At 34.5% G+C, this 14,051-nt stretch carries 14 protein-coding genes; 1 reads left to right on the forward strand and 13 read right to left on the reverse strand.

From position 1 onward, the window contains the following. Nucleotides 1-9 precede the first annotated feature (9 nt). The 13 genes from asnS to J2Z81_RS01485 all read right to left on the reverse strand — a co-directional run bounded on the left by asnS (nt 10) and on the right by J2Z81_RS01485 (nt 12,935). Nucleotides 10-1,302 (reverse strand): asparagine--tRNA ligase, encoded by a 1,293-nt coding sequence (asnS, locus tag J2Z81_RS01430; protein ID WP_029267914.1) that lies wholly within the window; start codon nt 1,300-1,302, stop codon nt 10-12. Nucleotides 1,303-1,326: 24 nt separating this feature from the next. Further along, nucleotides 1,327-2,514, reverse strand: coding sequence for a pyridoxal phosphate-dependent aminotransferase (locus tag J2Z81_RS01435; RefSeq protein WP_226370579.1), 1,188 nt, complete (start codon nt 2,512-2,514; stop codon nt 1,327-1,329). Nucleotides 2,515-2,553: 39 nt separating this feature from the next. After that, nucleotides 2,554-3,081 (reverse strand): cell wall elongation regulator TseB-like domain-containing protein, encoded by a 528-nt coding sequence (locus J2Z81_RS01440; RefSeq protein WP_051681409.1) that lies wholly within the window; start codon nt 3,079-3,081, stop codon nt 2,554-2,556. A gap of 204 nt (nt 3,082-3,285) precedes the next feature. Next, nucleotides 3,286-6,087 (reverse strand): ATP-dependent DNA helicase DinG, encoded by a 2,802-nt coding sequence (gene dinG / locus J2Z81_RS01445; RefSeq protein WP_226370580.1) that lies wholly within the window; start codon nt 6,085-6,087, stop codon nt 3,286-3,288. Between the two features lie 85 nt (nt 6,088-6,172). Continuing rightward, entirely contained in the window at nt 6,173-6,568 is a 396-nt protein-coding gene (gene panD, locus J2Z81_RS01450) for an aspartate 1-decarboxylase (RefSeq protein ID WP_029267908.1), read from the reverse strand. 14 nt (nt 6,569-6,582) lie between these two features. After that, the gene (panC, locus tag J2Z81_RS01455; protein ID WP_226370581.1) at nt 6,583-7,452 is read right to left on the reverse strand and encodes a pantoate--beta-alanine ligase; all 870 of its coding nucleotides are present in this window, start codon (nt 7,450-7,452) and stop codon (nt 6,583-6,585) included. Between the two features lie 37 nt (nt 7,453-7,489). Then, on the reverse strand, nt 7,490-8,287 hold the full coding sequence (panB, locus tag J2Z81_RS01460; RefSeq protein WP_029267906.1) for a 3-methyl-2-oxobutanoate hydroxymethyltransferase: 798 nt from the start codon (nt 8,285-8,287) through the stop codon (nt 7,490-7,492). Nucleotides 8,288-8,292: 5 nt separating this feature from the next. After that, nucleotides 8,293-9,282, reverse strand: a complete 990-nt coding sequence (locus J2Z81_RS01465) for a biotin--[acetyl-CoA-carboxylase] ligase (RefSeq protein WP_226370582.1) — start codon at nt 9,280-9,282, stop codon at nt 8,293-8,295. Then, nucleotides 9,258-10,460 carry a CCA tRNA nucleotidyltransferase gene (locus J2Z81_RS01470; protein ID WP_226370583.1) on the reverse strand — a complete coding sequence of 401 codons (1,203 nt, stop codon included), beginning with the start codon at nt 10,458-10,460 and terminating at the stop codon, nt 9,258-9,260. The genes J2Z81_RS01465 and J2Z81_RS01470 overlap by 25 nt, the downstream gene beginning before the upstream one ends. A 15-nt stretch (nt 10,461-10,475) precedes the next feature. Further along, nucleotides 10,476-11,603: an N-acetyl-alpha-D-glucosaminyl L-malate synthase BshA gene (gene bshA / locus J2Z81_RS01475; protein ID WP_029267903.1), complete on the reverse strand. Its 1,128-nt coding sequence runs from the start codon at nt 11,601-11,603 to the stop codon at nt 10,476-10,478. Then, a complete protein-coding gene (locus tag J2Z81_RS15975) occupies nt 11,600-11,725 on the reverse strand; it encodes a hypothetical protein (RefSeq protein WP_264315426.1) in 126 nt (41 codons plus the stop codon). Before J2Z81_RS15975 ends, bshA begins: the two co-directional genes overlap by 4 nt. 60 nt (nt 11,726-11,785) lie before the next feature. Further along, entirely contained in the window at nt 11,786-12,589 is an 804-nt protein-coding gene (gene dapB, locus J2Z81_RS01480; RefSeq protein WP_084179052.1) for a 4-hydroxy-tetrahydrodipicolinate reductase, read from the reverse strand. A 28-nt stretch (nt 12,590-12,617) separates the two neighbouring features. Then, nucleotides 12,618-12,935 (reverse strand): nucleotide pyrophosphohydrolase, encoded by a 318-nt coding sequence (locus J2Z81_RS01485; protein ID WP_390337598.1) that lies wholly within the window; start codon nt 12,933-12,935, stop codon nt 12,618-12,620. Between the two features lie 195 nt (nt 12,936-13,130). On the opposite strand from J2Z81_RS01485, the gene J2Z81_RS01490 reads away from it, so the two are divergent. Continuing rightward, nucleotides 13,131-14,003 (forward strand): YitT family protein, encoded by an 873-nt coding sequence (locus tag J2Z81_RS01490; RefSeq protein WP_029267900.1) that lies wholly within the window; start codon nt 13,131-13,133, stop codon nt 14,001-14,003. The last annotated feature ends 48 nt before the right edge of the window (nt 14,004-14,051 follow it).

Consider the following 14,051-nt stretch of genomic DNA (forward strand, 5'->3'; position numbering starts at 1 on the left):
TTGTCAACATTATGGATATAAACGATTTAATAAGCGTGGGAAAGGAATCGTTTCCCGCACATGGTCTATACCAGCTATCCATGCAACTGTGCGTTCAAGTCCTAGACCAAATCCCGAATGTGGAACGTTGCCGTATTTTTGTAAGTCTAAATACCATTCATATGCCTCTCCGGTTAATCCGTGTTGTTCATACCTTTCTTTCATTAATTCTAAATCATCAATACGCTGAGAACCGCCTATTATTTCTCCATATCCTTCTGGCGCTATTAAATCTGCACATAAAACCACTTCAGGGTGATCTGGATGAGGTTTCATGTAAAACGCTTTGATATCTGCAGGATAATTTGTAATAAATACTGGTTTATCAAAGTGATCAGCGATAGCTGTTTCATGAGGAGCTCCGAAATCTTCTCCCCACTCAATATCAGAAAATCCCTTTTCTTTTAATAAGTTAATTGCTTCATCATATGAAATTCTAGGAAACGGTGCTTTAATTTGTTCTAACTTAGATATATCACGATGGAGCGCAGCTAGTTCCAGCTGGCAATTTTTCAGTACAGATTGCGCAATAAAACTTACATAGTTTTCTTGTATTTCTAAACTTTCATCGTGGTCTACGAAAGCCATTTCTGGTTCGATCATCCAAAATTCGATTAGATGCCTGCGTGTTTTGGACTTTTCTGCACGGAAAGTTGGTCCGAAGGAAAACACTTTACCAAAAGCGAGAGCAGCTGCTTCTAAGTATAATTGGCCGCTTTGTGATAAATACGCCTCTTCATCAAAGTATTTCGTGTGAAATAGTTCAGTCGTTCCTTCTGCAGAAGAAGCAGTTAAAATAGGTGGATCAATTTTGACATAACCATTATCGTTAAAAAATTGATAAGTTGCACGAATAATTTCATTACGTATTTTCATTATTGCATGCTGTCTTTTTGAACGTAACCATAAGTGGCGATGATCCATTAAAAACTCAATTCCATGTTCCTTAGGTGTAATTGGATAGTCATTCGCTTCGTGAATAAGTTCAATATTCTCTACCTGCATCTCATAGCCTAAAGGAGATCTTTTATCCTCTACGATCTTCCCCGTGATATAAAAAGATGACTCTTGATGCATATTTTTAGCTAGCTGAAAAGTATTCTCACTTACATCATTTTTAGCTACAACTGCTTGCATAAAGCCAGTTCCATCACGTAGTTGTAAAAAGGAAATTTTTCCGCTTGACCGTTTATTCGTTAGCCAAGCTCCAATTGTTACTGTTTGTTCTTCATAATTAGCTGCCTGTGCTATCGTTGTTTTCAAAACAATGACCTCCATTACTCTGTATTATCCTCGATGATTTTCTACAAATCGTTTAATTCTTTTTGCTGCTTCTTTTAATAAATCAGTTGCTGCTGCATATGATAATCGTACATTATCAGGTGATCCAAAGCCAGACCCAGGTACTAGAGCTACATTTTCTTCTTCCAGTAAAGCTGTAACCCACTCATCAACATTATTATAACCATTTATGAGTGCAGCTTCTTTTACATTAGGGAATAAATAAAATGCTCCCTTAGGCTTTACGCATTTAATTCCGGGGATTTCAACAAGTAATTCATAAAGAATTTCAAGTCTTTCTGAAAACACTTTCTTCATATTTGACAATGTTTCTGTGTCGGTTTCCTCGTATGCTGCAAGTGCTGCGTATTGAGCGATTGATGTAGGGTTAGAAGTAGATTGAGAAGCAAGGCTGGTCATCGCCTTAATAATTTTCGCATCACCCGCAGCATAACCAATACGCCATCCAGTCATAGCATGTGATTTACTTACCCCGTTGATAACAATTGTTTGTTGCTTAAGCTTATCGGATAAAGATGCAATTGATACATGTTTATCTTCTGTATAAATAAGTTTTTCATATATTTCATCTGAAACAATTACTATGTTATGCTTTGCGCAGATTTCCCCGATTTTAGCTAATTCATCTCTGTTATACATCATTCCAGTTGGGTTACTTGGTGAATTTATTACAATTGCTTTTGTTTTCTCTGTAATGGCTTGCTCTAGTTGTGATGGTGTAATTTTAAATTCATTGTCTTCTGATGCATCAACAATTACAGGTTTGCCACCAGCAAGTTTTACTTGTTCTGGATAGCTGACCCAATATGGAGCAGGGATGATGACTTCATCATCATTATTTAATATAACTTGAAATAAAGTGTATAAAGCATGCTTAGCTCCTGTTGTAACCACTATTTCGTCAGCCGAGTAGCTTAATTCATTTTCGTCTTTAAATTTGTGTATAATAGCTTGTTTAAGTCCATTTATCCCACCTGATGGAGTATATTTTGTCATTCCGTCTTTCATTGCCTTCTCTGCAGCTCGAATAACATAGTCAGGAGTGTTAAAATCTGGCTCTCCTACACCTAAGCCAATGACATCATATCCTTGTTGTTTCAATTCTTTTGCTTTTGCTGAAATTGCCAATGTTGATGATGGCGTTAAAGTTTTTACCCTATTTGCTAATTCCATACTTAAAAACCACCTTTAAAAATCTATTCTTATTTTTTATTAAAACATTTTTTTAAATCGATATTGTTCATAATGAGATCCATCATAAATAGATAAATAATCCAATGCATATCGGTCTGTACTATCAATATAAGTCAATTCCCATAATGGTTTATCTTTGACCATTGCTGGTTTAATTTTAATCATTTTACAGTCTTTACATTCGGAGTTCCACTGATTTAAAATTTTTTCTTTTGGAACGATTTTTGATTTATCAATAATTTTAACTTTTTTTTCTTTTTTCTTAAGTGGGAAAAAAACGATTTTGTTTTTCCCTTCTTCTGTTTTGCCGAAAAGAATATGAAAAGCCTGTTCACCATTAAAACGCTCTATTTCATCAATCGAGACAAGGTCTGTTTCCTCTAATATTTTTTCTTTGGTTTCTGCAAATCCTGCTACTTTGCTTTTTTGAATGGAATGGTATAAATAAATACTGTATATCAAGCCTACTAAAAGAAAAAGGCATAAAATCCAAAAGCCCCATTTTAACCAACTTGGAGCGTTGGATTGCATATAATTGTTCTTCATTTATTTTCATCCTTAAAAAATCTTCATTTTTTATCAAAATTTGCTACACATACAACATTATTCTTAGTTCAAACTAAGTATCACATATTAAATATGATATTAAATTATATTTGATGTATAATAAAAAATTTCTAACCTATACCATACCACAATCGTACTGATGCATGCGTGGATGCATCAGTATTTTTTTGTTTCTTTTGCTTTCTAAAACCATTCATCTGCTTTATTCATTAACTCATACGTAGGCTGGAAGCTAACTGGAACATTGGGAATTGATTCTATGAAAAACTTACCATATCGTGTTTTCATAATCCGTGCATCACAGACGAAAACAATGCCACGGTCTTTCTTGGAACGAATTAATCTGCCAAAACCTTGTTTAAATCGAATCACGGCATTGGGTAAAGCTAATTCAAAAAATGCGTTTTTTCTTTCTTTTTTAATGTGATTTGCTCGTGCTTCATAGACAGGATGGTCAGGTGGCTGGAAAGGTAGTCTTACAATCATCAAGCATGATAAGTCCTCACCAGGAATATCAACACCTTCCCAAAATGAACTTGTCCCTAATAAAATGGCTTTGTCAAAAGTTTGAAAATTCTTCTTTAATCGGGTTCTGCTACCGCTTGAGATTCCCTGTGCAATTAAAACATATTGATTTAGATCCATTATTTCCCTCAACAAGGAATAAGATCTTTTAAGCATGTTATAGGATGTAAAAAGTACAAGCATTCTTCCTTTTGTTATTTCCGCTAAGGATAATATAGCTTCACAAGTGGAATAAATAAAATCATCCAAATTTCCATGTTTAATATCAGGGAAATCATTTGGGACCATCAATTGAACTTGGTTCGTATAATCAAAAGGAGATATTATTTTGTTTGTAATTAATTTTTCAGAGTCTAAACCTAATCTGTTAACAATAAATGAAAATGAATTCCTCATAGTTAGGGTAGCACTAGTCAGTATAATGCTCTCTTTTTTATCAAAAAAGTCTTGTGCTAATAATGCTGCTACTTCCGTTGGTTCACTGTATAAGTATATCGCATTATTAAAGCTGTGTCTTTCCATTTCTACCCATTTTACATGTGTTGCAGACGCGTTTAACAAGAAGAAAGACTCGAGATGATCAATAAAGTTTTGTAAATGCTGCAAATGTCTCTTCAAATCTTCTTTATCATATTTATCAAAGACTTCCTGTTTATCCATTTGTTGATCTAAAAAGCTGAGAATATGGATTAAATCCCTTAATAAAAAGGATAAACGATTGGCCATTTCTTTTATTAATTGCCATGCCTTTGATGCTTCCTGGTCCTCTTCTATTTTGTATTGAATCCTCCCGATGTCACTTACAGATTTTTTATTCACTCTTTGATCCATTACATACTGAAATAGCGTACGAAATAAGTCATCTACCTCATATTTTGTCCGCAGGAAGATTTCGTTCCATTTTTCTAGTGATAAAGCGTTAGGCCCTAAAGCACATTTTTCTACGATACGATTTAACCATTTTCCATCATCTGTTGTTCCAATTTGATTTAAGTTGTATTGCATATTTGAATAATCTAATTGCAAACCATAATGGCGTGATACAATATCTTCAAAATGATGAGCTTCATCGATAATTGCTTTATCATAACTTGGTAAAAATTGATAATCATTAAAAATATCTGTACATAATAATGCATGATTCGTTATGATAATATTTGCTTGTTGCGCCTTATTGCGGGCTTTTTGATAATAGGATTTAGAAAACCATGGTGAAGTTGGATCAACGTAGCTTTCTGTATCACTGGCTATTTTTTTATAGAAGAAATAGCCGTTTGAAGGTAAATGTATCTCGTCAATATCACCGGTTTCTGTCTCTGTTATCCAAACAAGAATCATCGCCTTTGTTAGTGTAATACCATAATTATCCTGTTCGCTTGAAGTTAATTCATGTTCAAATTTTTCCATGCTAAGATAATGGTGTTTTCCTTTTAACAAAGCTGCTTGAAATGGAATAGAAATTAACTTTTGAAGTAAAGGAATTTCCTCATCTAAGAGCTGCGTTTGCAATTGTGTTGTATATGTACTGATTACAAGCCTCTTATTTGAACGCAATGCTTCATAAATGGCTGTAATTAGATAAGCTAATGACTTTCCTGTCCCAGTTTCAGCTTCAATTAATCCATGTTTATGTGATTGAAATGCATCGAAAATGTCTTCAGACATCTCTCGTTGACCATCTCTTTTTTCAAAATTTTTCATTTGTTTTTGCATGCTTCCGTTCCATTCATAGATCGAATCTAAATAATCACCAAAGGACATATCCAGGTTAAGGGATTTTTCTTTTGAATTTTGAATTTGTTTAAATGCGAGACCCCGAAAAGATTCAATATTCTTTGTTTCGGTTGTAGAAAATGCTAATGCTTGCTGACGCTGCTCTAGCAGTGCATAAAGATCAGATTTTAGCATCTTTTCTAAATTGATTAAATGGGTTACTGTTTCATATGGTAAAGCATTTAGTTTTTCTTTAAGCTTTAGAAATAATTTTGCCGTGACATATGCATCTGATAAAGCTCTATGCGGGCTTTCATGAAATATCCCCAAATATTCAGCTAATTGCCCTAATTTATAACTGGGTGCCTGCGGATATAAAATTCGAGCAAGTTCCACTGTATCCAAAACAGGATTTGTAAGTTTATTTAGTCCATGGTTGCTTAATTCAGTATTTAAGAAGCTAAGGTCAAACGGCACGTTATGTGCTATTAAATAGTGATTGCCACATAACTCTATCATTTTTTTTGCTTTTTCTTTAAAAGTTGGTGCGTTTTGAACATCTTCATTTCGGATCCCCGTTAGATTGGATATGAAAGGTGGAATTTTTTTATTTGGATTGAATAAAGTAGAGTAATCATCTACGATTGTATCATTATCAACGATAACCATCCCAACTTCAATGATCTTGTCATTTTCTGTTGGAGAGTGACCTGTAGTTTCCAAATCGATTATAACATATCTCTCCACTTTTCTACCTACTCTCTTTCCATACTTTTATACGAATAAATAAAACTCTTATCATCATTCAAGTTGATAAGAGCTTTTTTAACCTTTATCTAATATCAACCACTTCCGTTAATGGTGGCTCTTGCTCTAAAAATTGCTCAATTTCATTATTTTCATTCATAATTGCAACCTTTGGCTTATGTGATGATAACTCCTCGTTAGAAAGGAGTGCATAAGATACAATAATAACAACATCATCAGGTTGTACATGACGAGCAGCTGCACCATTTAAGCAAATCATTCTGGAACCTTTAGGACCAGGGATAACGTACGTTTCTAAGCGAGCACCATTATTATTATTTACAATCTGTACCTTCTCATGCGGTAAAATGCCAACTTTTTCTAGAATATCCTGATCAATCGTAACACTGCCAACATAATTTAAATTTGCTTCTGTAACACGTGCCCGATGAATTTTTGCTTTCATCATCGTTCGAAACATACTGGTTCCTCCTATTATAAATGGTTTATGAGTTGTCCACGTTTATCAAAGATAAGATTGTCAATTAATCTAGCATGCTGAAAGTGAACTGCTAATGCTAATATAACAGGTTGATCAATTACAGTAATAGGTTGTAATTTTGGATAACTAAAGATTTCGACATAGTCAATAACCCCATTAGTTTGATTGATGATTGTATCCGAAACCTCTTTTACAATAATATCAGGATTTAATTCTCCGTCAACTACTAATTGTTGCCCCTGTAATAAAGCCTTATATAACCATGCAGCCTCTTCCCTCTCTTCATTGTTTAAATGTACATTTCTGCTGCTTTTTGCTAGTCCATCTCGTTCTCGAATAGTCGGAACACCGACTAATTCGATTGGAAAGTTCAATTCGTTGAGGAGTGCAGAAACAACAGCAAGCTGCTGTGCATCCTTCATCCCAAAATATACTTTATTGGGTTGGACAATATGGAATAATTTTGTCAATACTGTTATTACCCCTTCAAAATGTCCAGGTCGAGATTTACCACATAATACATCAATCCTACCTTTAATAGACAGTTCAATAATCCGTTTATTTGGATACATATCTTTAGCATCCGGAATAAATAAAATATCAACGCCTACTTCTTCAGCGCGTAGCTTATCTTTTTCCTCGTCACGAGGATACTGCTCATAATCTTCATTCGGTCCAAACTGAAGGGGATTTACGAATATACTTGTAACAACAATGTCATTATCTTTTTTTGCTTTTTCCATTAAATTTGTATGACCATCATGAAAAAAGCCCATTGTTGGAACAAAACCGATTTGTTTATTACTTTTTTTCAATTGATTAATTTTTTCAAGCATGTCTTCGATGGAGTGAATAATCTCCATAATATCAACCTACCATTCATTTGGTAATAATAGTTTATCATTTAAAAGAATGCGCATCTAAAGGAAATTCACCTTGTTTTACGTCTGATATATAGGATGAAATAGCTTCTTTACCCATGACATTAAAATCAGCATAAGGTTTTACGAACTTAGGTAAACGGTTTATCCCATATTTTAATATGTCGTGATAAACAAGAACTTGACCATCGCAATGAGCGCCTGCACCTATACCGATGGTTGGAATAGAAAGTTCATCCGTAACTATTTTTGCCAGATCTTGCGGTATACATTCAAGCACTAAAGCAATTGCTCCATGATCAACTACCTGTCTGGCGTCCTCAAGCAGTTTTTTAGCTGTATCTTTATCTCTTCCCTGAACTTTATATCCGCCTAATACATTAACTGTTTGCGGTGTTAATCCTAAATGTGCTACAACTGGAATCCCGGCATTAGTTAGATGTCTTGTTAGATTTAATACCCCACTGGAAGCCCCTTCTAGTTTGAGGGCTTGAGCATCTGTATGCTGAAAAATATTTCGTGCATTGGCCAGAGATTCTTCTAATGATATATGATAAGACATAAAAGGCATATCAACTACCATAAAAGTATCTTTTGCTCCTCGTTTTACAGCTTTTGCGTGATGAATCATATCATCAATCGTAACTTGAATTGTAGATGTATAGCCAAGTACAACCATTCCGAGAGAATCTCCCACTAAAATCATATCAACACCGGCTTCTTCTGCAGTTCTTGCTGATGGATAGTCATAAGCGGTGATCATCGATATTTTATCGTTCTGCTGTTTCATTTTTTGCAAATCAAGCGTGCTTAACATGTTCATTATTCCTCCTTTTGAAACCAATTGATTTCTCCAGAATATAATTGTTTAGTTTCTCCCTGCATTGTTTTTATTAATAATGCACCATCTTCCGCAATTCCTGAAAATATTGCTTTGAATTCTTCTTGTAATGTTTTAACCCAAATGGTTTTTCCGATTTTAAATCCGTAACTTTCCCATTTATTTTTAATATGTGGGAATCCATTTTTTATGTATGTATCATAACTTTGTTCAAATGTTACTAATATTTCTTGGATAAGTTTTACAATATCCCACGTTTGATTTGTTTCTATTTTTAATGATGTAGCTTTCGTTTGTATGATATCTGGGAAGTCATTCTTTGCTTGATTCACATTAATGCCCATACCTATGACAACATATTGTATTTGATCCTGTTCCGCTTGCATTTCAGTCAATATACCAGCTGTTTTTTTACTGTGCATAAGAATGTCATTTGGCCATTTAATTTGAGGTCTAATTTTGGTAACGGAATAAATGACATCTGCCAGTACTGTAGCGGTTAATAATGTTAATTGCGGAGCAAGGTAAGGTGAAATGTTAGGTCTTAAAACAAGACTTAACCAGATCCCCTTTTGTTTCGTCGAATGCCACTGCCTGCTCATTCTTCCTCTACCACTTGTTTGTTCATCCGCTATGACGACTGTTCCGTGCAGAGCATCATTTTGTGCTGCTTGATGTGCAATGATTTGAGTAGATGGTGTAGAAGTTTTGTGGATAATAGATTTACCGATCCATTGTGTATTTAATCCCCATTGAACTGTATTTTCACTTAGTTTATCCGGCAGGCGTATCATACGGTATCCTTGATTTGATTTACCTTCAATTTCATAACCATCTTTTTTTAATTTTTCCATGTGTTTCCAGATTGCACTTCGCGATATATTGAGCTTTTCTGATAGTAATTGACCAGATATATAGTCATCTTTACTAGCTGCTAAAAGTTTTATTAATTTATTTCGGGTGGATTGCATCGTATCCATTCCTTTAATGTGTATTTTGTATTTATTATTCTTCCTAAAACTACCTCTTTTTCCAGACGATTGATCGTATTTTTTAACCAAGGTCCTTTTGGTGCTTCTGGAAAAATCTCCATTAAATGATTACCATTAAGAGCTAAATCTTTTTTAGATTGTATAGGGAGTTCACGTACCAATTTTTTCATTGTTGGTTCAATCGGATAATCCTCCGGATGAAAAATACTTATTAATCGGTCAAATCCACTATAATAGACTGAATCCAATTGATAAACTAGCCATTTATCTATTTGATGTTCCTGGTAATAACGAAGCGCATCTATCAATTGTATCGCTTCCTGCTTTATTTTATTGGAGCATTTCCATGCTTTGACCCAATTTATGATAGGAACTTGTGGTTCGATATAATGGAATAAAGCTATGGTTTCTCCAAAAGAATAGAGCGGTTTTAATGATTTTGGCAGTTTGTGAATAATACCTGGGTATTGTGCTATAATAGGCAGGTTTTTATAAATTTCCGTCCTTTTTAAATAGTCAATTCCTAAGTTTAAATAGCTGCCGGCAAATAGTTTTGTAATTTCTTGTGTGATACGCTCTTTCGCAAGGTTTTTAATTTGCTTTTTAACTTGTTCCATCGCTTGCAGTGTATCATGATCAATGAAAAAACCAAGCTGACCAGAAAATCGTATAGCACGTATAATTCTTAATGGATCTTCTGTAAACCTTTCATATCCATCACCTACCGTACGTATTACTTTTTGTTGTAAATCTTTTTTTCCACCAAATAAATCAATGATTTTTCCATTCATATCCATCGCTAAAGCATTTATGGTAAAGTCTCTTCGCTCTAAATCTTTATCAACGGCACTTACGAACGTTACTTCATCAGGGTGGCGCTGATCTGTATATTTGCCGTCTACCCTAAATGTAGTAACTTCAAAAGATTGTTGTTTGTGCCTAACAATGACTGTTCCGTGTTCAATTCCAACAGGGATTACCTTATCGAAAATATTTTGAACCATTTTTGGTGCTGCAGATGTTGCTATATCAATATCCCCTATTTCACGGTTCAATAACAAATCGCGAACGCACCCGCCAACAAAGAAAGCTTGATGGTTGTGACTATTCAATTTATCAATGACTTCTTTCCCTGCAAGAAAAGCTTCTGTGAGCATATGAATCACCTTTTTCTAGGATATACCCAATACGTTATTATAAATATCGATATATTGTTTTACTATTTTTTGAGAATGAAATTGTTCTTCAGCATCTATTAGAGCATTCTCTGAAATTTGTTGTAGTAATTCATGATCACTCAGTAATCGTATTGCGTAGTGGGCCGCTTCATCGGTATCTCCTAATTCTACCAAATAGCCGGTTTTACCATGTTGAATTACTTCAGGTATTCCTCCTACATTCGTTCCTATGCATGGTACTTCACACGCCATTGCCTCGAGCAAAACAAGTCCAAAGCTTTCTTTTTCGGAAAGAAGTAATTTCAAATCTGATATGGATAATAATTCACTAATGTTTTTTTGTTTACCTAAAAAGAATACATCATTACTTAATCCGAGGTTTTTGACCAATTGGCATATGGAAGAATATTCTGGACCATCCCCAATTAAGAGTAATTTGGAGTTTATTTCATTGTTTATTTTTTTAAAAGTTTGTACGACATCTTGAACACGTTTGACTTTCCTGAAATTGGATATATGGATGATTACTTTTTCATCTGGTTTAATCCCGTATTGTTGTTTTAACGTAGGGTCTTCCTTTTTTTCGTAATCCTCTTCATTTACAAAATTATAAATCACTGATATGTCTTTGGTTACTCCCAACATATCGACTGTCTGCTTAGCTAGACTTTGTGAGACTGCGGTAACTGCATCTGATTGTTCAATCCCGTGTTTAATCATCTTTTTAAATGTAGGATCGAACCCTAAAACTGTAATATCAGTTCCATGTAACGTAGTAACAATTTTTACATCATGTTCCGCTATATCTCTTGCTAATATGGCACAAATTGCATGAGGCATAGCATAATGTACATGCAAAATATCAAGTTTTTCTCTATCAATAACTTCTGCCATTTTCGTAGCCAAAGCAAGATCATATGGAGGATATTGGAAAACCGGGTAATGATTAATTTCAACTTCATGATAGTAAATCATTGGTGATACTGAATTTAAACGAAAAGGCAAACTAGATGTTATAAAATGAATTTCATTTCCCTGCTCAGCTAAGAGCATGCCCAACTCTGTTGCAATTACACCAGAGCCGCCAACAGTTGGATAACATGTAATTCCTATTTTTTTCATAATCTTCTATCCTTTTCTATATGTTTTTTTACAACATCTCGCCAATTCGAATTCCTACTATTACTATTTAATTCCTTAATAAATTGGTTTTTCTTATCATGTGCAAATAATGCTATATTCATAAAAGACCCCCTCACTTCCATGGGAAAATGCAGTATCTGTCTATATAAGAGGATAGGATGTTATTTGTTAAGCAGTATGTTTTCTAAGCCATAAATAAGTCCTTTTAAGAGCATCACTTCTTCTATTGCAAACTTGATTCCTTCCATAAAGCTTTGCCGGTTATAAGAATCATGCTTGATGGTAAGGGTTTGTCCAGAGCTGCCAAATGCAACTTCTTGATGTGCTACAAGTCCTGGTAATCGCATACTATGAATTCGCATACCATCAATATTGGCTCCGCGTGCCCCCTGCAATGTTTCTTTTTCTTCTGGATGTCCTTGATTTTTTGCATTTCTTGTATCCATGATAAGTTCAGCGGTTTTGATTGCTGTTCCGGACGGGGCATCTAATTTTTGGTCATGATGCTTTTCAATAATTTCTACATCTGGGAAAAATTTTGCCGCCATTTGTGCGAATTGCATCATAAGTACTGCGCCTATTGCAAAGTTGGGAGCAATAAGACAACCGATCTGTTTATCATTTGATAAGTAGGTGAGCTCCGTAATTTGGTCCTTTGTAAATCCAGTAGTACCTATAACGGGACGAATGTTGTATTGTAATGCCAATTTTGTATGTTCAAAGCCGATTTCTGGTATCGTCAAATCGACAAACACATCTGCATTCACATTTTGAAAGCATTCATTTGGGTTATCAAATATAGGTATTTCAATATCTGGCAAACCTTCAATATCTTTTACTTGTTTTCCATTATTCTTTCGATCGATACAAGCAACTAGTTCAAAGTTAGCTTCATGATAAACCATATTAACTGCTTCTGAACCCATTTTCCCCCGCGGTCCAGCTATAATTACTTTAATGTTCATCATTGTAGGCCCCCCAATTTATTATTATTCATTTGCGTGTCCACCGATTCTTATCTCTTGTTTCAAATTTTGTTATAGAAGATTCGAAGGCTTTTGATAAATCAATATCGAGGGAGTTTGCAAAACAAGTGAGGACAAATATTATATCACCGAGCTCCTCTTCTACTGTTTTTTCTGGTTCTGTTGCTTTTTTAGGCTTTTCCCCATGGGAATGATTTATTTCACGTGCTAATTCTCCAACTTCTTCCGTTAAGCGAGCCATTAAACTTAACGGGGAAAAATAACCTTCCTTAAATTGCGATATGTAGTCATCGACACGTTTTTGTATATCTTTCGTATTGTATATAACTTTATTGATAGTAAAATCCCCTTTTATGATTTATTCTTCTATTATGTTAGCTAAAAGAAGCCTCTTTGACAAATGATATATTCTGTTTAAATAAATTGCATAGGATTGTGCAAGGAATACATAATGAATTATAATGAGTAAAAGCAATCATTTGTTTTGGAAAAGAAATATATAAATGGGAGGTTCATTTATATGATTTTCGGCTTAAAATTTAAAAATATATTTTTTATTTTATTTGGTTCAGCTATTTTCTCTTTTGGAATTGTTCATTTTAATATGCAGAATAATCTGAGTGAGGGTGGATTTACCGGTATTACGCTACTTTTGTATTTTCTTTGGGATTTAGACCCTGCAATATCAAATCTCGTACTTAATATTCCAGTATTTTTTATTGGATGGAAATTTCTTGGACGAAATACATTTCTTTATACCATAATTGGAACAGTGGCTGTATCTCTTTTTTTAAGTGTTTTTCAAATTAACCCATTTCCTACTTATTTACAATCAGATATGACGTTAGCGTCCCTTTTTGCTGGTGTATTTATTGGAGTTGGCCTGGGTATTATTTTTCGTTATGGAGGCACTACCGGAGGGGTGGACATTATAGCACGGCTTGTCCACAAATATGTAGGATGGAGTATGGGAAAGACGATGTTTGCATTTGATTTTGTTGTTATTACCACATCCGTATTTGTGATTTTAGATTTAGTGGAAGGAATGTATACACTTGTGGCTGTTTTCATCGCTTCTCGAGTAATTGATTTTATTCAAGAGGGAGCTTATGCTGCTCGGGGTGCTACGATAATCTCTGGGAGAAGTGATGAAATAGCGGAAAAAATTAACGTGGATATGGATCGTGGCGTCACCGTTTTAGCTGGAAGGGGCAGTTTCACAAAAGAAAGCCGGGATGTTTTATACTGTGTTGTTGGAAGGAACGAAATCGTACGTTTAAAGAATTTGATTAATACCATTGATCCCCACGCATTTGTTGCAATAAGCTCTGTGCATGATGTTGCTGGAGAAGGATTTACATTAGATGAAAATAAAAACCCGATTAATACTTGAAATATGTGAAACAATTGTCGGAATAGTTGAATAAAAAAATGACCGTCT

The organism is Virgibacillus alimentarius (assembly GCF_017874635.1).
GTDB lineage: Bacteria > Bacillota > Bacilli > Bacillales > Amphibacillaceae > Virgibacillus_B > Virgibacillus_B alimentarius.